Source organism: Belnapia rosea (assembly GCF_900101615.1).
Lineage (GTDB): Bacteria > Pseudomonadota > Alphaproteobacteria > Acetobacterales > Acetobacteraceae > Belnapia > Belnapia rosea.
Genome location: NZ_FMZX01000009.1, coordinates 23,645 through 43,671, shown reverse-complemented (window position 1 = coordinate 43,671; position 20,027 = coordinate 23,645). Strand labels below are relative to the sequence as shown.

The 20,027-nt window shown below is 69.2% G+C and carries 18 protein-coding genes; 5 read left to right on the top strand and 13 right to left on the bottom strand.

Features of this window, described 5'->3' with window-relative positions:
* Positions 1–61: 61 nt before the first annotated feature.
* The gene (tyrS, locus tag BLR02_RS15780; protein WP_090561726.1) at positions 62–1,297 is read right to left on the bottom strand and encodes a tyrosine--tRNA ligase; all 1,236 of its coding nucleotides are present in this window, start codon (positions 1,295–1,297) and stop codon (positions 62–64) included.
* 63 nt (positions 1,298–1,360) lie between these two features.
* Between tyrS and BLR02_RS15775 the strand changes: the two genes are divergently transcribed.
* Positions 1,361–2,518, top strand: coding sequence for an anhydro-N-acetylmuramic acid kinase (locus BLR02_RS15775; protein ID WP_090561883.1), 1,158 nt, complete (start codon positions 1,361–1,363; stop codon positions 2,516–2,518).
* 12 nt (positions 2,519–2,530) lie between these two features.
* Here BLR02_RS15775 and BLR02_RS15770 read toward each other — a convergent pair whose 3' ends face one another.
* Complete coding sequence (locus BLR02_RS15770; RefSeq protein WP_090663880.1) at positions 2,531–3,118, bottom strand: DUF2889 domain-containing protein; 588 nt, start codon at positions 3,116–3,118, stop codon at positions 2,531–2,533.
* A gap of 190 nt (positions 3,119–3,308) precedes the next feature.
* Between BLR02_RS15770 and BLR02_RS15765 the strand changes: the two genes are divergently transcribed.
* Genes BLR02_RS15765 through BLR02_RS15755 form a run of 3 tightly spaced genes read left to right on the top strand, consistent with a single transcriptional unit; the run spans position 3,309 to position 5,656 of the window.
* A complete protein-coding gene (locus tag BLR02_RS15765; protein WP_090663937.1) occupies positions 3,309–4,196 on the top strand; it encodes a cation diffusion facilitator family transporter in 888 nt (295 codons plus the stop codon).
* A 17-nt stretch (positions 4,197–4,213) separates the two neighbouring features.
* Entirely contained in the window at positions 4,214–5,086 is an 873-nt protein-coding gene (locus BLR02_RS15760) for an energy transducer TonB (RefSeq protein WP_090663879.1), read from the top strand.
* Positions 5,087–5,095: 9 nt separating this feature from the next.
* Complete coding sequence (locus tag BLR02_RS15755; RefSeq protein ID WP_090663878.1) at positions 5,096–5,656, top strand: cob(I)yrinic acid a,c-diamide adenosyltransferase; 561 nt, start codon at positions 5,096–5,098, stop codon at positions 5,654–5,656.
* Here the strand turns inward: BLR02_RS15755 and BLR02_RS15750 are convergent, their stop codons facing one another.
* From BLR02_RS15750 to modB, 4 genes are all read right to left on the bottom strand, one after another.
* Positions 5,657–7,594 carry a molybdopterin biosynthesis protein gene (locus tag BLR02_RS15750; protein ID WP_245704821.1) on the bottom strand — a complete coding sequence of 646 codons (1,938 nt, stop codon included), beginning with the start codon at positions 7,592–7,594 and terminating at the stop codon, positions 5,657–5,659.
* A 118-nt stretch (positions 7,595–7,712) separates the two neighbouring features.
* On the bottom strand, positions 7,713–8,642 hold the full coding sequence (locus tag BLR02_RS15745; protein WP_090663876.1) for a molybdopterin-binding domain-containing protein: 930 nt from the start codon (positions 8,640–8,642) through the stop codon (positions 7,713–7,715).
* Positions 8,639–9,727 carry a molybdenum ABC transporter ATP-binding protein gene (gene modC, locus BLR02_RS15740; RefSeq protein WP_090663936.1) on the bottom strand — a complete coding sequence of 363 codons (1,089 nt, stop codon included), beginning with the start codon at positions 9,725–9,727 and terminating at the stop codon, positions 8,639–8,641. The genes BLR02_RS15745 and modC overlap by 4 nt, the downstream gene beginning before the upstream one ends.
* Positions 9,727–10,416 carry a molybdate ABC transporter permease subunit gene (modB, locus tag BLR02_RS15735; RefSeq protein ID WP_090561738.1) on the bottom strand — a complete coding sequence of 230 codons (690 nt, stop codon included), beginning with the start codon at positions 10,414–10,416 and terminating at the stop codon, positions 9,727–9,729. The genes modC and modB overlap by 1 nt, the downstream gene beginning before the upstream one ends.
* Before the next feature lie 140 nt (positions 10,417–10,556).
* Between modB and BLR02_RS15730 the strand changes: the two genes are divergently transcribed.
* Complete coding sequence (locus tag BLR02_RS15730) at positions 10,557–11,579, top strand: ATP-grasp fold amidoligase family protein (protein WP_176849608.1); 1,023 nt, start codon at positions 10,557–10,559, stop codon at positions 11,577–11,579.
* On the opposite strand, the gene BLR02_RS15725 is transcribed toward BLR02_RS15730, so the two are convergent.
* The 7 genes from BLR02_RS15725 to argH form a co-directional block, all read right to left on the bottom strand.
* Positions 11,549–12,850: an HlyD family type I secretion periplasmic adaptor subunit gene (locus BLR02_RS15725; RefSeq protein ID WP_090663874.1), complete on the bottom strand. Its 1,302-nt coding sequence runs from the start codon at positions 12,848–12,850 to the stop codon at positions 11,549–11,551. The genes BLR02_RS15730 and BLR02_RS15725 overlap by 31 nt on opposite strands.
* The gene (locus BLR02_RS15720) at positions 12,847–14,523 is read right to left on the bottom strand and encodes a type I secretion system permease/ATPase (RefSeq protein WP_456303797.1); all 1,677 of its coding nucleotides are present in this window, start codon (positions 14,521–14,523) and stop codon (positions 12,847–12,849) included. Before BLR02_RS15720 ends, BLR02_RS15725 begins: the two co-directional genes overlap by 4 nt.
* Before the next feature lie 13 nt (positions 14,524–14,536).
* Positions 14,537–15,745, bottom strand: a complete 1,209-nt coding sequence (locus BLR02_RS15715; RefSeq protein WP_281201074.1) for a carbohydrate-binding protein — start codon at positions 15,743–15,745, stop codon at positions 14,537–14,539.
* Positions 15,746–16,655: 910 nt separating this feature from the next.
* Positions 16,656–16,964 carry a non-heme iron oxygenase ferredoxin subunit gene (locus tag BLR02_RS15710; protein ID WP_090561744.1) on the bottom strand — a complete coding sequence of 103 codons (309 nt, stop codon included), beginning with the start codon at positions 16,962–16,964 and terminating at the stop codon, positions 16,656–16,658.
* Between the two features lie 6 nt (positions 16,965–16,970).
* A complete protein-coding gene (locus tag BLR02_RS15705; RefSeq protein WP_090561745.1) occupies positions 16,971–17,384 on the bottom strand; it encodes a Rieske (2Fe-2S) protein in 414 nt (137 codons plus the stop codon).
* Between the two features lie 141 nt (positions 17,385–17,525).
* Positions 17,526–18,404 carry an MBL fold metallo-hydrolase gene (locus BLR02_RS15700; protein ID WP_090561747.1) on the bottom strand — a complete coding sequence of 293 codons (879 nt, stop codon included), beginning with the start codon at positions 18,402–18,404 and terminating at the stop codon, positions 17,526–17,528.
* A 227-nt stretch (positions 18,405–18,631) separates the two neighbouring features.
* A complete protein-coding gene (argH, locus tag BLR02_RS15690) occupies positions 18,632–20,026 on the bottom strand; it encodes an argininosuccinate lyase (RefSeq protein ID WP_281201072.1) in 1,395 nt (464 codons plus the stop codon).
* Position 20,027 lies beyond the last annotated feature (1 nt).

Sequence of the window (20,027 nt, the reverse complement as noted above, 5' to 3'; positions counted from 1 at the left end):
TTGATCGAGAGACCGTGAGGATAGGGCAAGTTTTGGTGAGGCTCAAGCGAAGTGGAAGGCTTCAGCCCGGACGAACCAGCACATGCCGCTTGCGGCCCAGCGAGAGCTTCGCCGCGCCATCGCGCAAGTCTTCCAATGTCACTTCCTGCATGGGGTCTTCCACGACGACATCGTTCAACCTGATGCCGGATTGGGCGACCAGCCGCCGGCCTTCGCCTTTGCTTTTGATCATCTCCGCAACGACCAGCAGGTCGACGATGCTTTTCGGCAGGCTGGCCGTGACACTGGGCAGCGTCTCGGCAGCTTCGCCCTGCTCGAAGGCGCGCCGTGCGGTCTCCGCCGCTGCCTCGGCTGCCTCGCGGCCATGCAGCAGGGCACAGGCCTCGGTCGCCAGCACCTTCTTCGCCTCGTTGACCTCGGCGCCGGCCAGCGCGCCCAGCCGGCGCACCTCCTCCATCGGCAACTCAGTGAAGAGGGCGAGGAAGCGGCCGACATCGGCATCCTCGGTGTTGCGCCAGAACTGCCAGTAATCATAGGGCGAGACGCGCTCGGCATTCAGCCAGACCGCGCCCGCGGCCGTCTTGCCCATCTTGGCGCCCGAGGCGGTGGTGAGCAGCGGCGTCGTCACCCCGAAGGCCTCGGCGCCGTCCATCCGGCGGCAAAGCTCCACCCCCATGACGATGTTGCCCCACTGGTCGGAGCCACCCATCTGCACCGTCACGCCATGCCGCCGCCGGAGCTCGGCGAAGTCGTAGCTCTGCAACAGCATGTAGTTGAATTCGAGGAAGCTGAGATTCTGCTCCCGGTCCAGGCGGAGGCGCACGCTGTCCATGGTCAGCATGCGGTTGACGCTGAAATGCCGCCCCACATCGCGCAGGAAGGGGATGTAGCGCAGTTCGTCCAGCCACTCGGCATTGTCGAGCATGATCGCCTCGTCCGCCCCCCCGCCGAAGCGGAGGAAACGGTCGAAGACCTTGCGGATGCCGGCCTTGTTCCGCTCGATCGCCGCGTCGTCGAGCAGCGGCCGCGCCTCGTCGCGGAAGGAAGGATCGCCCACCTTGGTCGTCCCGCCGCCCATCAGCACCACCGGCCGGTGCCCGCAGCGCTGCATGAGCCTGAGCAGCATGATCGAGACGAGATGGCCGACATGCAGGCTGTCCGCCGTGCAGTCGAAGCCGATATAGCCCGAGACCACGCCCTCCCTGAGCCGCGCCTCGAGCGCCGCCGGATCGGTTACCTGGTGGATGTAGCCGCGCTCCTGCGCCTGGCGGAGGAAGTCGCTGTCCGGGCCGGTCATGGGGCTTTGGATCACATTCGGGTCTTGTGGAGGGGGCCGCCCCCGTAGCACACGATCCCGATGCTGAGAACGATCGGGCTGATGAGCGGCACCTCCCTGGACGGCGTGGATGCCGCCTGGGTGGAGACGGATGGCGAGGCGATCGGCCGGATCGGGCCCACGGTGACGCTTCCTTACGACCCCGCCCTCCGCCGTGACCTCCGCCGCCTGCTCGACCTGGCGCCGGATCTTCTGCCGGACGACCCTTTCCTCGCCGATTGCGTCCGCCGCCTGACCGACCGCCACGCCGATGCCGTGGCCCGCATCCGCGAACTGGCCTGGGAGAGCTTCCGCGAGGGCGCCGACCTCATCGGTTTCCACGGCCAGACTATCCTGCACCGCCCGCCACCCATCCGCCCCGGCCGCAATGCCGCGACGGCGGCGGAGGCCCTGCGGGCGCCGGGCCGTACCTGGCAGGTCGGCGACGCCACGCTGCTCGCCCGGCTCAGCAACCTGCCGGTCGCCTACGACTTCCGCTCGGCCGATGTCGCAGCCGGTGGCCAGGGAGCGCCGCTGGTGCCGGTGGTCCATGCCGCGCTCGCCGCGGCGCTGCCGAAGCCGCTCGCGGTGCTCAACCTCGGCGGGGTGGGCAATGTCACCTGGATCGGGACGGGCGAAGCCGGCGAGGCGCCGCTGATCGCCTTCGACACCGGCCCGGCCAATGGCCCGCTGGACGACTGGGCCCGCAAATCGACCGGCAGCGACTATGACCGGGACGGGTTGCTGGCCCTGGCCGGAGAGGCGGATGGCGCCGTGCTCGGACGGTTGATGGCACACCCCTATCTTGAGGCGCTGCCGCCGAAATCCCTCGACCGGCTGGACTTCAGCCGAGCCTTGCAGGAGGCCGGGGCTGACCGGCTCTCGCCGCAGGACGGCGCGGCGACGCTGGCCACCTTCTGCGCCCTCTGCGTGGCCGCCGCGGCACGGCATTTTCCGGCGCCGCCGCTGCAGTGGCTGGTCTGCGGCGGTGGAAGGCGCAACCCGGCCATCATGCGGGCCCTTGCCGCGGCGTTGGAGGCGCCGGTCCGCCCGGTGGAGGTCGTCGGCTGGAACGGCGATGCGCTGGAGGCCCAGGCCTTTGGGGTGCTGGCGGCGCGGGTACAGCGCGGGCTGCCGATCACCTTCCCCGGGACGACGGGGGTGGCGGCACCCATGACCGGCGGCCGGCTGGTCGGTGGTTGAGCCGCCAGCCGGTCACTCCGTCGTGGCCGTCTCCTTCAGCCAGGGCCAGCGCGCCAGCGAGACCGGGCTGTCCGGCGCGTAGGCGAGGCAGCTGCCGAGCATCGAGGGGCGCTTCCGCTCCGGTACCCCGCCGGCGGCCATGATGCGCGCCACCTCCTCCCGTTCCTTCCGGGCGCGGATCGGGTAGAGCGTCTGGTAGGCGACCGTTGCCATCTGCCCAAGCACCTCGCGCAGATGGGTACAGCCATGCACCCCACCGACGCGCTCGTTGACCGCGCGGTTGAAGCCGGGACCGATCCGCAGCCCGGCCAGCCGGCCGAAATTCGGCGCGGCCTGCGGGCAGATGGAATACGGCGTGTGGTCGGAGGCGGCCTCGCAGGCGACGATCTCCAGATCCTCCCGCACCGTGAGACGCAGCCACATGCCATGGAGCGGGTCACCAGGCTCGATCGCCCCACGGTCGTCATTCTCGAAAGGATAGGATTTGGTATCGACCAGATGGGCCTCGATATCGAACAGACCGTCCGCGCGGTGGTAGCCACGCAACTGGATGTCGCGCAGGTGCAGCAATTCGCGCGGCTCGGGGGAGGAGAGGGGCATGGTGCCGTTCCGTTGTGCAGTGCCGCATCATGGCATGGCAGGCTGTGGCGCCACTAGATAGGCAGCTAAGGGACAGCACCGCCAACCCCGGTGCTGGGGGCTTGCCCCTCCGCAGCCTGTGGGGTCAAAACACCCGCCGTTCCGGAGCCCCTTGCTTGGTCCCCACCGCCATACCTTCGAACGGGCGCCGATGAGCCGCACCGTCCGCTTCGCCATTGGCAGCGTTGTGATCGCCGCGCTGGTGCTCGCGCTGAAGCTCGGCGCCTGGGCCCTGACCGGCAGTGTCGCCCTGCTGGCCGATGCGCTGGAGAGCGTAGTGAATGTGGCAGCGGCTATCGCCGCGCTGGTGGCGGTCCACTACTCCGCCATGCCGGCCGACGCGAACCACCCCTACGGCCATACGAAGGCGGAGTATTTCTCCGCCGTGCTTGAGGGCGCGCTGATCGTCATTGCGGCCGTGGCCATCCTGCATGAGGCCTGGAGCGCCTGGCGGGTGCCTCGGGCGCTGGAACAACCCGGCCTGGGCCTCATGGTCTCCGCCCTCGCCACAGGCATCAACGCGGCCTGGGCGGTGCTGCTGTTCCGACAGGGCCGGCGCGGGAGATCCCCGGCCCTGCTGGCCGATGCCCGTCATCTGGTTGCCGATGTGGTGACCTCCCTCGGTGTCATCTCCGGGGTCGGGCTGGTGGCGCTGACCGGCATCCTCTGGATCGATCCTCTGCTGGCCGCGCTGACGGCGCTCAACATCCTGTGGTCCGGGGGGCGCCTGGTGCGGGAAAGCGTCGGCGGGCTGATGGACGAGGCGGTGGAGCCCGGCCTGCTTGCCCGCATCCGCGGCGCCGTCTCCACCCATGCCGAGGGCGCCATCGAGGCGCATGACCTCCGCACCCGACATGCCGGGCGGCTGACCTTCATCGAATTCCATCTGGTGGTGCCGGGAACGATGACGGTCGATGCGGCGCATGCCATCTGTGACCGGGTCGAGGCGGCGCTCAAGGCGGAGATCGAGGGCGCCATCATCACCATCCATGTCGAGCCTGAGGGCAAGGCCAAGCATCACGGCGTGCTGGTGTTGTGAGCGCCGCGGCGGGGCGCATGCCATGGGCTGCCGGTGCCTCATTCGCGCTGCACGCAGCGGCGCTGGCCGCCATCCTGCTGCTGCTCCAGCGCCCCAGGCGGCCCGAGCCACCGCCCGATCAGTCGGTCGAGGTGGTCTGGCAGGAACAGATCGGCGAGGTACAGGACGAGCCGAGCGAGCCCGCGGCTCCGGCACAGCCCGAGCCGCCACCGCCGCCGCCAGCCCTGCCGCCGCCGCCCATCCTTTCGGCGCCACCTCCGCCACTGGCCGCCCTGCTGCCGCCCCCGGTGATGCCGGATTCGGTCACCCTGCCGCCTCCGCCGCCCGAGGCACCGTCGCCTCCGCAACCCATTGCCCCTCAGCCGGCGCCACCTCCACCGGAATCAGCACCGCCACAGCCCGAGGCCGAACCGGAGGTGCTGCCACTGCCGCCCGCCGACCCGCCGCCGCCCCAGCCGCAGCCCCAGCCCCAGCCGCAGCGGTCCCGCCCGGCCCCGCCGCGCCCGGCGGCGCAGCCTGCCCCTGCGGCCCAGGCGGCCGCCCCGCCGCCGGCCGGCCCGGCCGGGCCGCAGCCGCTGACCAGCGGCGCCGCTCCCGCCCTCGGTGCCGTCACGCCGCCCGGCCTGGCCGATGGCTTTCGCAACCCGACGCCCGACTATCCCTATGAAAGCCGTCAACGCGGCGAGCAGGGCGTAGTCACCGTCTTCCTGCGCATCAGCCCGGAGGGCCGGGTGGACGAAGTCGAGGTGATCCGCAGCTCCGGCTATCCGGCGCTCGACGAATCGGCGAAACGTGCCGTGCTGCGCTGGCGCTTCCGCCCGGCGACGCGGGACGGCATTCCGGTCTCGGGCAGCATCCGCACCTCGGTCGATTTTCGCCTGCAACGATAGGGGCCTCGCATGGTCAAGCTGGATGTCATCACCACTCGCGGCGGCGATGCGGGCGAAACCTCGCTCGGCGACGGCACCCGCATCCGGAAGGATGCGCTGCGCATCGAGGCGATCGGAACGGTGGACGAGGTCAATGCCGTGCTCGGCCTGCTCCGCCTGCACACGGCGGGCGATGCGGAACTCGACCCGATCCTCGCCCGCATCCAGAACGACCTGTTCGACCTCGGCGCCGATCTCTGCGTGCCGGGGGAGGCCGGCGACCGCCTCCGCCTGGCCATGGCGCAATCCGTCCGGCTGGATCAGGAGATTGCCATGCTGAATGGCACCCTGCCGGCGCTCCGGAGCTTCGTCCTCCCCGGTGGCACGCCAGGCGCCGCCATGGCCCATCTCGGCCGCACCGTTGCACGCCGGGCGGAGCGGCTGGTGGTTGCCCTCGCAGCGGAGGAGGCGGTGAACCCCGAGGCGGTGCGCTACCTGAATCGCCTCTCCGACCTGCTTTTCGTCCTTTCCCGCCGGATGAACGGCAACGGCGCCGGCGACGTGCTCTGGGCGCCGGGGGCAACGCGGTAATCAGGCCGGGGAGAAGCCCAGCCCCCGCAGCCGCGCCTGGCCTGCCTCGCTCGCCAGGGCGGCCAGGAAGGCGCGCACTGCCGGACGTTCCGCCCGTGCCTCGGGCAGGAAGAAGTCGTAGTGCTCATCGGTGAGGGGGGCGAAGCCGAGGCCATAGGCCTCGGCCACGCTGCGGATCGCCACGCCCCAATCCGCCCGCCCCTGTGCCACCGCCGCGGCCACCGCATTGTGTGATTTCGGCTGGTTCGCATAGCCGGGCGGCTTGGCCCCCCCGAGCAGCCCGTCGAGCAGGATGCGTGTCCCCGATCCCGCATTGCGGTTCACCAGCAGCAGGCCGGGGTCGGCCGCTCCGCGTCGCACCGCCGCCCGGCCATCAAGCTCGGTGAAGCGGGTGTCGTCGGGCCGGAACACCACGCCTTGCACCCGTCGCCAGCCCGGCACCAGCGTCAGCCCCGGGGCGAGGAAGGGACGGTTGTAGCGTCCTGTCTTCGGGTCCAGCAGATGCGCCGGGGCGAAGTCGCATTCGCCGCGCTTCGCCGCCGCGAGGCCGCCCAGGCTGCCGACGGCCAGGCTGCGCCCGCGTATCCCTTCCGCTGCCAGCAGGTCGAGTATCGCATCGAGGCCGGTGCAGTGGCTGCCGATGATGGTGAGTTCGGGCAATGCATGCGCACCGCCGATCAGCCGGATGCTCTGCAGGCTGCCGGCCGAGGCGCCTTGCTCCTCGGCCGGGATGGCGAAGAAGCCATCGGCCTGGGAGAAAGCCGTTACGCTGCCCGATCCCTTGCCGAGCGGCCAGGCGGCAAGGCCACCCGTGGCATCCTCGGCCAGGGAGACCATGACATATTCCGTGCGGCCCGCCTCGCTCGGCGTCCGCACTGCGAGCCAGGCCTCGGTCGCGGCCTCGCTGCGCGGCGGCAGCCCGGCCAGGGCGCGGATCACCGGGGCGGCGAATTCCTGAAAGGTGAAGACGGCGCTGGTCGGGAAGCCTGGCAGCACCGCCACCGGCTTCCGCCCCACGGCGCCGAGGCAGAGCGGCTTGCCCGGCTTCAGCGCCACGCCATGCACCAACACGCCGGGCGGCAGCAGGCGGCCAAGGATCCGGTGTGAAACGTCGCCCGCACCTTTCGAGGTGCCGCCCGACATCACCACCATATCGGCGGCCTCGAGCGCCCTGCACAACGCCGCCTCGAGCACCGCCTCGTTGTCGCGGTGGATGCCCATCGGCACCGGCTCGCCGCCATGCTCGGCGACTGCGGCGGCGAGGATGGCGGCGTTGCTGTCATAGATGCCGCCCGGCGGCAGCGGCGCCCCCGGCGGCACCAGCTCATCGCCGGTCGAGAGGATGGCAACGCGCGGCCGCCGCACCACCGGCACCATGGCGAGCCCGGCCGCGGCCAGCATGCCGATCTCCCGGCTGGTGATCAGCGCCCCTGCGCGCAGCACGGTCTCGCCCCGCGCGATGTCGCTGCCCGCATGGGCGATGGCCTGGCCGGGCGCGGCAGCGCGACGGACGAGAACCACCGGCCCTTCCGGGCCCTCCTCCGTCTCGGTCTGCTCCACCATGACGACGGCATCCGCGCCACGCGGGATGACGCCGCCGGTGGCGATGGCCGTCGCCGTCCCGGCTTCGATGGCGATGGCGGGGGCGACCCCGCAGGTCAGCAGTTCCGCATTCAGCCTGAGACGCCGTGGCGCCGCCTCCGTCGCGCCGAGCGTATCCGCAGCCCGCAGCGCGAAACCGTCCATCGAGGCGCGGTCGAAGGGCGGTGCGTCGGCCACGGCCGCCAGGGAACGGGCGGTGACGCGTCCGAGCGCCGCCGCCAGCGGCACCTCCTCCGCCGGTAGCGGGGCGAGGTCGAGCGCAGCATGGAAGCGGGCCGTAGCGGCTTCGGCAGAGAGGACGTCGAGGAATTGCTCCTGCCGCGCGGCACGGCGGATACGATCGAGGAGGCTGGGGTCGATCAGGGGGCTTTGCCTTGCTCAGGGAGTGGATGTGGGTAGCAGGCCGCCTCCGGGGAGGGGAGCGGCGGTCACAAGGTGAACCGGATGCCCGATGTCACACCGCCTCGACCTCAACGACGCTGCCGGCCTCATAGCCTTCACGCCCAGCCGGAATCGTCAGCACGCCCGCTGCCATCCCCAGCGCACCGACGGCGCATCCGTCGGCGCCAAGCATCACGATCTCGGTGAAGCCGACCGGCGAGGCGATCTTGCGGCCGAGCACCATGCGCCGCGGCGCCGGGGCAGCTCGGCCGGCAAGGGCGCGCAAGGCCGGACGGCCCAGCAGCCACCAAGCCGCCAGCATGGCCTCCGGCGGCGCCGGCAGAAGCAGGGCGGGAGCGCCATCCAGGATTCCGATTGCCGTCGCCTCGCCGGGCCGTGCCGCAACGGCCGGACAGAGCACCTGCTCCGCCGTCACCCCGGCTGCCAGCACAAGATCCGGCGCTGTCTCGACAAGGGTTGCCCCCTCCATCAGCACGAGCGCGGCCATCTCCGGCGCTCCGTGCAGGGCCACGCGCGGCGCCCGTACGGCCACCTCGGCAATGCCCGCCATGCCCAGCATGAGGTCTATCGGCTCCAGCAGATGCCCGGCTGGCCGCAGAACCGCACCGGCCGCGGCATCCTCGCCTGCCTGGCGCACCCCCTCGCCGGGCGCCACGGGCTCCAGCCCCAGGTCGCCATCGCAGGCAAAGGGAGGCAGCACCGCGTCGGTTCCTGGCGGCAGGAACTGGCCGGCCGCCACCCAGGACAGGTGTGGCAGGGGCACGGGGGCGTAGGGGCCGGCGCCCTCGGTTTCGGCGGCGGCGACGGCCCAGCCTTCCCGCAACGCGAGCGGCGCCGCCGGCACCGGCCCTGGCGCCCGCACTGGCTCGGCCAGCACATGGCCGATCGCCTGCCGCAGCGGCATCACCTGTGGAATCACCGGTTGCCTGGGCAGCAGGGCGCATGCCTCCTCCACCGGCGCCAGGCGCGGGGGGCCGCTCATGCCACTGCCGCATGGTCGAAGGCGATGGATTTCACCAGGGCGAAGACCTCCAATCCCGGCGCGAGCCCAAGCCGGCCGACACTGTCCCGCGTCACCCGCGACAACAGCGGCGTCGGCCCGACCTGTAACCGCAGCAGCACCTCGGCCTCTCCGGCCGGAACGATCTCCTCGATACGGCAAGCCATGATGTTGTGCATCGAAATACCCCGCGGTGCCTCCAGCGCCACCGCCACGTCGCGCGCGCGCAGCCGGACCCTGAGCTGCTCGCCCACCGCCAGCCCGGGCCGACGTGGCACCAGCAACTCGCCACCGGGAAAGCCGAGCCGTGTCAGGCCACGCGTTGCCTCCTGCGCCAGCACGGTGCAACCCAGCAGCGCCCCCGCATCCCGCCGCCGGGCAAGGGCGGGGAGGTCGGCGCGCGCCGCCAGCGCCTCCACCGTTCCGGCGGCGAGGACCTGCCCTGCCTCCAGCAGCACGAGATGGTCGGCCAGCGCATCCACCTCCTCGAGCGCATGAGTGACATAGAGGACCGGTAGCCCTGCCGCATCGCGCAGCCTTGCGAGGAAGGGCAGCACCTCGACACGGCGCGCCGCATCAAGCGCTGCCAGCGGCTCATCCATCAGCAACAGCCGCGGCCGGGCCAGCAATGCCCGCCCCAGCGCCACGCGTTGCCGCTCTCCGCCGGAAAGGCCGAGCGGCCGCCGCCCGAGCAGCGCCTCGAGGCCAAGCAGGCCGACGACCTCGGCGAAGGTCGGCCCGCTCACCCCATGCGGGGCCCGGCGCAGCCCGTAGCGGAGATTGGCCTCAACGCTCAGATGCGGGAACAGCCGTGAATCCTGGAAGACGACCCCGCAGCGTCGGCGCTCCGGCGCCACCGCTATGCCGCTCGTCGTATCGAGCATCACATCGTCATGCAGCGCCACGCGCCCGGCCGCCGGTCGCAGCAGACCAGCGACAGCGGCAAGGATGGTCGACTTGCCACAGCCCGAGGGGCCGAACAGCGCCGTCACCCCAGTCCCCGGCGCGGTAAAGGCGACATCCAGGGTGAAGCCCGGATACTGATGAAGAAGCGCGACATCCAGCATCACCCGCGGCCCAGCCACCGGCTCAACCGACGCCCCAGCAGCTCCGCCAACAGCAGGCCGGCGAGGGCCAGCGCGAAGGACACAAGCGCCAGCCGCGCCGCCACCGCCTCGCCGCCCGGGCTCTGTGTCGCGCTGTATATGGCGAGCGGCAGGGTCTGCGTCTCGCCCGGGATGTTGGAAGCAAAGGTGATCACCGCGCCGAATTCCCCAAGGCCCGCCGCGAAGGCGGTGACCGCACCCGCCAGGATGCCGGGCGACATCAGGGGCAGGGTCACGCTGAGAAAACGATCGGCGGGGCCGGCGCCAAGCGTTCGCGCCGCCGCCTCCAGCCCAGGATCGAGCCCCTCCAGCCCGAGCCGCACGCTGCGCACGATCAGCGGGAAGGACATCACCGCCGTCGCCAGCGCCGCGCCCTCGGTCGTGAAGACGAGGCGGATGCCGAACCAGGCATGCAGCAGCCCGCCGATCGGCCCCTGGATGCCGAACACCATCAGCAGGCCCCAGCCGACCACCACGGGCGGCACCACGAGCGGCAGGTGCACGATCGCATCGAGCAACATCCGCCCTGGGAAGCGGCCTCGCGCCAGGGCCCAGGCCACCAGCACCGCCGGCAGCAGCGAGACCAGGACGGAGCGACCGGCAACGCCGAGGCTGAGCCGTACCGCCTGCCATTCCTCGGGAGACAGCATCCTCCGTTGCGACCCTCCAGCTCCGCCACCCGCCAATGCGAGGCTCTCTTAGCCGGAGCGGAACGGCCCGGCCAATTTCGCATCCGTACCGCCTGGCCACCCGTAGCGTTGGAAGGAGACGCCTTCAGCTTGGTGGAAAGATGACCCAGACCGGCAGCATTGTTCCTGGCCCGCTTCGACACTCCGGCCTCACGCTCCTGCGTCAGGTATTTCACCATGCCGCGGACCGGCTCGAATGGCTGGACCGCCTGCGTGCCAGCCGCCGGCTCCGCCGGATGATGCGGGAGGCGCTGGGTTACGACCCTGACCTCCGCCGCCCGCGCAGCTTCAATGAGCGTATCGCCTGGAAGATCCTGAATGACCGTAATCCACTGATTCCCCTGACCCTCGACAAGGTCGCGGTGCGGCCCTGGGCGGCGGAGCGGATCGGCTGGCGATATATCACCCCGCTGGTCGGCGTCTGGGACAGCGCCGCGGCGATCCCATGGGAGGCCTTGCCGCAGCGCTTCGTTCTCAAGGCGAATCATGGCTCGGGCTACAACATTCTCGTCCCCGACAAGGCGGCTGCTTGCCGCTCCGCCATCCTGGCCCAGGCCGAGGCTTGGCTCAGCGAGAATTACGGCGAGCGCACCGGTGAATGGGGCTACCGCCCGATCCGGCCGCGTCTCCTCGTCGAGGAATTCCTTGCGGGTCCGGCTGGTGGTGTGCCGGAGGACTACAAGATTTACGTCTTTGGCGGCCGGCCTCGGCTGCTGCAGGTCCATCTGGGGCGTTTCACCGAGCGGCGGCGCGAGTTGTTCTACGACCCCGTCACCCTGGAGCCGCTCGCCTTCGGGCGCCACCGCCATGCGGATTGCCCGGATTATCCGGGTCCTCCGCCAGCCGCCGCGGCCCTCAACGACCTCGCCGCCCGGCTCGGCGCCGGCTTCGATGCCGTGCGCGTCGACCTCTATCTCATCGAAGGAAAGCCGCGCTTCGGCGAGATGACCCATTATTCCGGCGGCTCCGCCGTGCCCTTCGGTACGCCGGAAGAGGACCGGATGATGGGTGAACTCTGGGCCGAAGCGATCGGCGAGCAAGGCGAGACGCGGCCAGCGCGTGCCTCAATCCCCTCAGCCCTGGAGCAGCTGCTTCACTCCTCGCGGAAGGCGCGGGTGAAATAATCCGACATGGGCTTGGTCAGGTAGGAGAGAACGGTGCGCTCGCCCGTCCGGATGAAGCTCTCGACCGGCATGCCGGGCACCAGCCTGGCTGCGCCCAGCCGCTCCTCCTCGCCCTCGGCAATGGCGATGCGCACGGGGTAGTATTGCAGGCCGGAGCGCTGGTCGGTCATCAGGTCGGCAGCAATGACCCGGACATTGCCACGCAGCTCCGGCGTCGTGCGCTGGTTGAGCGCCGAGAGGCGGAGAACGGTGTCCTGGCCCGGCAGGAGCTGGTCGATATCCTGCGGCGCCACCTTGACCTCGACGGTCAGGTTGTCCGCTTCCGGCATGATCAGCATGAGCTGTTCGCCTGGCGCGATGACGCCTCCCACGGTATGCACCGCTGACTGGTAAACGATGCCATCCTGCGGCGCGCGGATCTCGATGCGGCTGAGCTGGTCCTCGGCCGCCACGCGGCGTTCCACCATCTCAAGGATCTTGGCCTCAACCTCGCGCAGCTCCTTCGCCGTCTCGCTGCGTAGATCCTGATCTATCTGCAGGATCTGCAGCTGCGTCTCGCTGATCCGGCCGCGGGCCTGGGCGACGCTGGAGACGATCTGACCGTGCTCGCCGCGCAGCCGCGTCTCCTCCCGCCGCAGCAGAGTCACCCGGTTCATGGCGACGAGGTTTTGCCGCCAGAGATGCTCGACCGCGCCGAGTTCCTCCTGGATGAGCTTGATCTCATCGGCCTTGGCCGCGGCCTGCAGCCGGAGTCCCGCGATCTGCTCGTCGAGTTGGGCGACCCGCTCGCGCAGCTGCGCCTTCTGGCCATCGCGGGCTTGGCGGCGGTGCTCGAAGAGCCTCGCCTCGCTGCGCCACTGGGCATAGGCTTCGGTATCCAGCCCGTCCGGGCGTGGCGCCATCGCCTCCTGCCCGTCGCGCTCGGCCTCGAGCCGGGCTTGCCGGGCCGCCAGCTCGCCAAGGCCCTTTGACAGCATCGCGGCATTCGCCCGTGCCACGGTCTCGTCCAGGCGGATCACCACATCGCCGGCGCGAACGCGGTCGCCATCCCGCGCCAGGATCTGGCCGACGACGCCGCCTGTCGGGTGCTGCACCTTCTTGGCATTGGTTTCCACCACGACATTGCCGGCCGCCGCCACGGCGCCCGAGATCTCGGTGGCGACGGACCAGCCGCCGAGACCGCCGACCAGTATCACCACAGCCGTGACGGCAACCCGGCTGTGCCGGCGGATGGAGCGCCGGGCCTCGGATTCGGGGCGAAGGATCATCATGATGCGGCTCCTGCGCTGAGGTTCGGTCTGACGAGGGCGACGGCGGCTGGCTTGGCGTCGGGCGCAACGGGAACGGGGCGCAGCACTTTGTTCAGCACCTCGCCCCGCGGCCCGAGGGCCTGCACGCGTCCCTCGGCCAGGACCATGACAAGGTTGACGCCGGCCAGGGCGCTCGGTCGGTGGGCGATGACGACGGCGATGCCGCCCCGCGCCCGGACGCCGAGGATCGCCTGGGTGAGCGCCTGCTCGCCCTCGGTGTCGAGGTTGGAGTTCGGCTCATCCAACACGACGAGGAAGGGCTCGCCATAGAGCGCGCGGGCCAGGCCGATGCGCTGGCGCTGGCCCCCCGAGAGCGCGGCGCCGGCCTCGCCGATCTGCGTGTCATAGCCTTCCGGCAGCTGCAGGATCATCTCATGGACATTGGCGGCGGTAGCAGCGGCGATGATGGCCTGAGGGTCCGCCTCCTCCTCGAAGCGGGCGATGTTCTGCGCCACCGTGCCGGCGAAGAGCTCCACATCCTGCGGCAGATAGCCGATATGCTGGCCCAGGTCCTCCGGCTGCCAATGCTCGAGCGCGGCGCCATTGAGCCGCACCTTGCCGCGCCAGGCTGGCCAGACGCCGACAAGCATACGGGCGAGCGACGACTTGCCTGAGGCGCTTGGCCCGATGATGCCGAGGGCGCTGCCCGCGGGAAGCTGGAAGGCGACCTCCTGGATCGTCGGCCGCTGGGTGCCGGGAGTGCCGGTGCTGGCCTGCTCGACGGTGACGAACTTGCGCGGGGCCGGCAGTTTCATCGGCTCCGCTTGCGGCGTCGTTGCCTGAAGGAGCGTGGAGAGGCGGCGAGCCCCCTGCCGGGCGGCGACGAAGCCTTTCCAGTTGGCGATGGCGAGCTCGACCGGCGCCAGCGCACGGGAGGTAAGGATCGAGGCGGCGATCATCACGCCGCCGGTGACCTCGCCAGCTATGACTAGATAGGCGCCGACCGCGAGCACCGCCGATTGCAGCAGCATGCGCAGAACCTTCGACACCGCGCCGAAGCCGCCCGAGACATCGGAAGCCCCCTGCTGATGCCGCAGGTAGAGGCTATTCGCCCCGCCCCAGCGTCGGGCGAAGCGGTCCACCATGCCGAGCGCATGGACCACCTCGGCATTCCGCCGGGCGCCATCGGCGATACCGTTGCGGAGCGCGCCGGCCTTTACTGCCTCTCGCGTCGCGTTGCGGGTCAGCAGTTCGGTCAGCAGTTCGGTCAGCAGGGTGAAGGTGACCAGCAGCAGCGCGCCGGCCAGTGCTACCATGACGATCCAGAAATGGAAGCCGAAGCAGACCGCAAGGTAGAGAGGCATCCAGAGCAGGTCGAACAAGGCCGAGGGGCCGCTGCCCGCCAGGAAGGCGCGCAACTGGTCGAGGTCTCGCAGCGCCTGCTGGCCGCTTGCCTCCTTCGGCGCGGCGATGGAAGCGCGCATGAGCGAACGGAAGACCGGCTGGTTGAGCTCCTCATCGAGGGCTGCGCCAACCCGTGCCAGGATGCGCGAGCGGATCATGTCGAAGCTGCCCTGGAAGGCATAGAGCAGCAGCAGCACCAGGCAGAGCCCGACCAGGGTCGGAATCGACCAGCTTGGCAGAACCCGATCATATACTTCGAGCATGAAGACGGAGCCAGAGAGCGTCAGCAGGTTGATCAGGCGCTCAGCAGCGCAACGCCAAGGAAGGCGCCGCGGCAGGAGCGGAACAGGCTGGCACGCAGCATGGGGGGTGGGCTTGCCATATCGGAACGCCTTGGCTGGGAGCGCGGCAGGGGGAGGGGAAGTGGCGGCTGGTGCGGCCGCCACTCCGGTCAGGTGAGCTGGAAGCCCGGCTGCTGTGCCTCGTCGAGCACGAGGGTGGGCGCGGCCTCCGACACTTCCATCGGCTCGGCTGACTCGTCGGGGCTGGGCGCCGCTGCCTCGGCTCAAGGTAGCTGGCCAGGGCCATCGGCTCGATGGGCCCGGCCTCCATTGCCGGCGCCTGCCTTGCGGCGAAGCCGTCGAAGGTAAAGCCTTCGTCCATTGCGAAGGCCGCGAAGCCAGTCGGTGCAGGCGCGGTCTGGGCAAGGCGGAGGGATTGCACGTCGAATGGTCCGCCATTGAAGGTCAGGCGGATGGTCTGCACCCCGGCGTTGAGGTCCAGCTGCGCCGCCTGGCCTGTGGCGAAGGCGGTATAGCTGTTGGTGTCCGGTACCGCGACCGCACCGCTGCTCTCGTAGACGGCACCGTTCTGCTCGAAGGTGGCCGTGATGCTGCGGCCCGGATCGGGTGTCGCCGTGGTGAAGCTGAGCGCGTACTGCCCCGCTTGCTGCACGTTGACCGTGTACTCGACCCATTCACCGTTAGAAACCCAGCCGATAGCCGCGTTGTTGCCGACAATGTCGACACCTTCGTTGCGGCCAGCGGTGCCACCCTGGTCATTGTTCGGGGTGGTGTCGTTATAGGCCACGCCCTGACCGCCGAGGCCGAACTGCGTGGCGTTGATCACCACCGGTGCCGCCCCGATCACGACCGGCGCTCCGGAAACCGGACCCTGTCCATCAGGCGGCACGAAGCCGAGATTGATGGATTGGAAGTCCATCGTCCCTCCTCCGAAGGTGAGGCGGAGGGTCTGGACACCGGCGTTGAGGCCGAGCTGCGCCGCCTGGGTGAGGGCGAAGACGGTGTAGCTGTTGGTGTCGACCACGCTGACGGCGTTGCTGGTCTCGTAGACGGTGCCGCCCTGCTCAAGGCTGGCGGTGATGGTGCGGCCCGGGTCGGGGGTCGCGGCGTTGAAGGTGATGGCGTAGCGGCCGGCCTGCTGGACGTTGATGGTGTACTCGACCCATTCGCCATTGGTGATGTAGCCGATGACGGCGTTGTTGCCGACGATGTCGACGCCCTCGTTGCGGCCAGCGGTGCCGCCCTGGCCGAAGGCCGTATGGGCATCCGCGCCGGACAGCAGCTGGTCCAGCATCTCATTGGGGATCCGAGGCGGTTTGCGGCGGACCATGGGGGAACTCCTTCTTTCCCATCATGGCCGGGCACATACGAAATTTCCGACAGGCCCCTCGGGTCGCGGACCTGGGTATCGGCATCCAACGCGTCAGCGTCGCCCGCCAACGTAATGGTACCACTCTCCGCCTGAATCGTGAGCACAGCCATCTTTTCCGTTCCCGAACATCGAGATCGCAGTTGTTGAGTTCTGTCTCTGTCGCGGACGGTACACGGCCGTTATATGTTGCAAATTAGCACCGTCACGAAATTATCCAGTTTTTCAATAATTACACGACCATTTTTTCGTCTCTAATTTAAGTGCTTTTAGTACGAGTAACATAAACTTATAGGTTAAAAGCGCGAGTGCGTGTGTTGAATCTGTAGGATTCTCGCCCTGGTTATATCTATGCCCTGTCGTGAGGCTTGAGACGATTGGATGGGGTTGAAACAGCGCAATGCGTGCTTCCGCTGGCGGCTCATCTACCGAGACGCACCCTTTTCTGAAAAGTTTGAATTAACAACATTATGTAGCTGTGTCTGACCTCAGGCTTTTGGAGCCCTAAGCCAGGCCGCACTAACTGATTGCAGATGGGAGGATGAGCGGCGGGGCCGCCGCAGTTGGGGTAAAACCCGTTTCACGTAGCGGACGCGGCCAAATGGCTGCCGCCTCGGTAGGGTGCGCTCGCTTTGGTGGCCCGGCTAAAATGAATCGCGGTTCAGGTAGCCGGGACAACGGCCAGATTCGGCACGCCATGCTTGGACAGACGGGCGCCATTCCGGTCAACGCCGTCCCGGCAGCCGTCGGCTCATGCCTCGACGAAGACGGCCCCACCTTCGATTTTCACCTTGTAAGTGGCGACAGGCACATCTGCCGGCTCATTCAGCGCCGCGCCGGTGCGGATATCGAAACAGGCCTGATGCAGCGGGCATTCCAGCTTGCCATCCTCGCAATAACCATCCGACAGCAGCGCGTATTCATGGGTGCAGATGTCATTGACCGCGAAGATGCCATCCTCCAGCCGGACCACGGCGATGCAGAGATCGCCGATGCGCACCGGCAGCGGCATGTTCTCGGCGAGATCGCCTTCCTCGGCGACACGATGCCATTCGGCCATGGACGATCAGACCTCCACCAGGATGTATTGGCCATCGACCGAGACGGGAAACGTCTCGGCGACGAAAGGGCCTTTGGTCAACGCCTCGCCGGGCTCAAGGCTCACCGGATAGATGCGTGCGCGGATGCTCTCCGGGTCGCAGTAGCTTTGGCCGGTTCTTATGTCGAACTCCCAGCCATGCCAGGAACAGGCCAGCATCTCCTGCGGTCGGGAATATTCATACCGCCCTGGCTCGTTCGATCGCACAAGCCCCGTCAGCCGGCCGGCGCAGAGGCTGCCGCCCTCATGCGGGCAGCGATCGGTTAAGGCGAAGTACTCACCCGAGACATGGAACAGCGCGATGCGCCGTCCTTTCACCTCAACCAATTTGCGGCCATTCGGCGGGATCTCGCCGACCGCTGCGACGACATGGCGAGCCATGCCTTCCTCCCTTGACGCTTGGCTGGAAGGCTAGGGCAAACTCCGGTCCAGTGGAATCACCTGACCGAAAGCATTGCCTGCACGAGGCAATGGCCCGGCCTGGGTTCCGCGAGCCATGGGCATCAGGGACGCCCAGCGCGTTCATGCCGCACTCGCCACCCGTGGCTCGGGCATGGCGCTGGCATTCCCCTGCCAGACCGCCATGGCGACATACTCCACCGGGTCGTGGGTGCAGAAGACGGCGATGGCACTGTCCGGCTCCGCCACAAGGTTGCGCAGGCGTGCCTGGTTGGCTCGGGCGAGGCGTGAATCCCAGGCCATGAAGCGCTCATAGGCGGCGCTGCCGGCTGGGCAGCCGGGCAGTGGCGCATGCACCTCGGCCCGGTTGAAATAGGCATCGCCCGCATGCAGCATCCAGCCGCGCGGCCCTTCGATGGCGACGCCGGCATGACCCGCCGAATGGCCCGGCAGCGGCACGAGCAGGAACTCGGGCGGCAGGCCCTCCAGCTCCGTCACCGCATCGAAGCCGAACCAGCGGCCCGATGTGCGGTCGGAGTAGCGGCGCCAGCGTGCGGTATCGCCCCATTGCGCCGGGCGGTAGCGCAGGCGGTCAAGCCAGCCGGGCCGGGTGCGGGCGGCTTTCGCCTCCGGTGCCATCACATGCACCGTCGCATGCGGAAAGTCGATGAGACCACCGGCATGATCGAAGTCGAGATGGGTCATGACAATATGCCGCACGTCCCGGGGCGAATGGCCGAGACGCCGCAGGCGCCGGAGCATCGTGCGGTCCGCGTCGAAACGGAATTGCAGCAAGGCGGTGTTCAGCAACGGCAGCCGCAGCCAGGGCCGTGCCATGTCGCGCAGGCCAAGCCCGGTATCGACCAGCACGATGCCGTGCCGGTCGGTCTCGATGGCCAGGCAATGACAGCTCAGCCGACCGATGGCACCGGGGCTGGCGCCATCCATGAGGGCGCCGCCGAAGGGCCGGGCGGGACCGCAATCGAGGTGGTGGATGCGCATGCCGTGTCCTCCTTGCGGAGCAACGGCAGCGGGGCGGCGAGGGTTGCCCCGTCAGCGTCGCGCGGGTGGTGCTTCCGGTATCGCGCCAGGCGGCAATGGTGTCGGATCCGGCTTCGGGTAGGCGCGAGGGTAGATGATCTGCTCTCTCGGCCCCGGAGGCCGCGGTGGCCCGGCCCGCCCGCAGCCGGCGAGCGGGACCAGCGCCAGAAAGGCCAACAGCAGCCGGGTCACGCCAGTCGCTCCCGCCACTCCGCCGCCATCCGGCGAACATTCTCGGGGGCGGTGCCGCCGTAACAGGCGCGAGAGGCGACCGAGGCCTCCACCGTCAGCACGCCGAAGATCGCCTCCGTGATGCGGGGCTCTACCGTCTGCATCTCGGCAAGCGTCAGCCCGGCGAGGTCGCTGCCCTTGGCCTCGGCCTTGGCGACGAGCCGGCCGGTGACGTGGTGCGCATCGCGGAAGGGCATCTTCAACTCGCGCACCAGCCAGTCCGCCAGATCCGTCGCAGTGGAGAAGCCGGCCCCTGCCGCTTCGCGCAGGCGTGCGGCATTCGGCACCATGTCGCGTACCATGCCCGCAGTCGCGGCGAGGCAGAGGGTCATGGTTTCGGCCGCGTCGAAGATCCCTTCCTTGTCTTCCTGCATGTCCTTGCCATAGGTCAGGGGCAGGCCCTTCAGCACGGTCAGCATGCCGGTGAGCGCGCCCATCACCCGCCCGGTCTTGCCGCGCACCAACTCCGCCGCGTCCGGGTTGCGCTTTTGCGGCATGATGGAGGAGCCGGTGGTGTAGGCATCGGACAGCGTGACGAAGCCGAAATACGGGTTGGTCCAGATCACCACCTCCTCGGCAAGGCGCGAGAGATGGGTCGCGCACATGGCGCAGGCGAATAGGAATTCAGCGGCGAAGTCGCGGGAGGCGACACTGTCCAGACTGTTGCGCGTCGGCCCGTCGAAGCCGAGCGCCTTAGCGGTCATGTGCCGGTCGATGGGGAAGCCGGTGCCGCAGAGCGCCGCCGCACCCAGCGGGCTCTCGTTCAGCCGGCGCCGGGCATCGGCCAGCCGGCCGCGATCGCGGGAAAGCATCTCCACATAGGCCAGCATATGGTGGCCGAAGGTGGTGGGCTGGGCGGATTGGAGGTGGGTGAAGCCCGGCATCACGGTTGCCGCATGCTCCTCGGCGCGCGCGGTCAGCGCCCGCATGACGTCCTCGATCTGCCCGGTCAGCCCGTCGATCGCGTCACGCACCCAGAGGCGGACGTCAAGCGCCACCTGGTCGTTCCGGCTGCGGCCGGTATGGAGGCGCTTGCCGGCCTCGCCAACCGCTTCGGTCAGCCGCGCCTCGATATTCATGTGGATGTCTTCGAGGCCCTCATCCCAGGGAAAATCACCGGCCTCGATCCGTGCTGCGATGCCGGCCAGCCCCTCGCGGATCGCCCTCTCGTCCTCGGTCGAGATGATCCCCACATGCGCCAGCATGGCAGCATGGGCGAGGCTGCCACGGATGTCCTGGCGCCACATCTTGCGGTCGAAGCCGATCGAGGCGTTGATCGCCTGCATGATTGCGGAGGGACCGGCGGCGAAGCGGCCGCCCCATTGGGAGTTGCCAGGGGTGGGATTTGACACG

What these genes read in the sequence shown, in the direction of transcription:
- BLR02_RS15745 (WP_090663876.1), bottom strand. Translation starts at nt 8,642, where the DNA reads ATGAGCGGCCCCCCGCGCCTGGCGCCGGTGGAGGAGGCATGCGCCCTG.
- BLR02_RS15730 (WP_176849608.1), top strand. Translation starts at nt 10,557, where the DNA reads ATGACCCAGACCGGCAGCATTGTTCCTGGCCCGCTTCGACACTCCGGC.
- BLR02_RS15700 (WP_090561747.1), bottom strand. Translation starts at nt 18,404, where the DNA reads ATGCGCATCCACCACCTCGATTGCGGTCCCGCCCGGCCCTTCGGCGGC.
- BLR02_RS15770 (WP_090663880.1), bottom strand. Translation starts at nt 3,118, where the DNA reads ATGCCCCTCTCCTCCCCCGAGCCGCGCGAATTGCTGCACCTGCGCGAC.
- BLR02_RS15710 (WP_090561744.1), bottom strand. Translation starts at nt 16,964, where the DNA reads ATGGCCGAATGGCATCGTGTCGCCGAGGAAGGCGATCTCGCCGAGAAC.
- BLR02_RS15760 (WP_090663879.1), top strand. Translation starts at nt 4,214, where the DNA reads ATGCCATGGGCTGCCGGTGCCTCATTCGCGCTGCACGCAGCGGCGCTG.
- modB (WP_090561738.1), bottom strand. Translation starts at nt 10,416, where the DNA reads ATGCTGTCTCCCGAGGAATGGCAGGCGGTACGGCTCAGCCTCGGCGTT.
- tyrS (WP_090561726.1), bottom strand. Translation starts at nt 1,297, where the DNA reads ATGACCGGCCCGGACAGCGACTTCCTCCGCCAGGCGCAGGAGCGCGGC.
- BLR02_RS15725 (WP_090663874.1), bottom strand. Translation starts at nt 12,850, where the DNA reads ATGATGATCCTTCGCCCCGAATCCGAGGCCCGGCGCTCCATCCGCCGG.
- modC (WP_090663936.1), bottom strand. Translation starts at nt 9,727, where the DNA reads ATGCTGGATGTCGCGCTTCTTCATCAGTATCCGGGCTTCACCCTGGAT.
- BLR02_RS15765 (WP_090663937.1), top strand. Translation starts at nt 3,309, where the DNA reads ATGAGCCGCACCGTCCGCTTCGCCATTGGCAGCGTTGTGATCGCCGCG.
- BLR02_RS15705 (WP_090561745.1), bottom strand. Translation starts at nt 17,384, where the DNA reads ATGGCTCGCCATGTCGTCGCAGCGGTCGGCGAGATCCCGCCGAATGGC.
- BLR02_RS15755 (WP_090663878.1), top strand. Translation starts at nt 5,096, where the DNA reads ATGGTCAAGCTGGATGTCATCACCACTCGCGGCGGCGATGCGGGCGAA.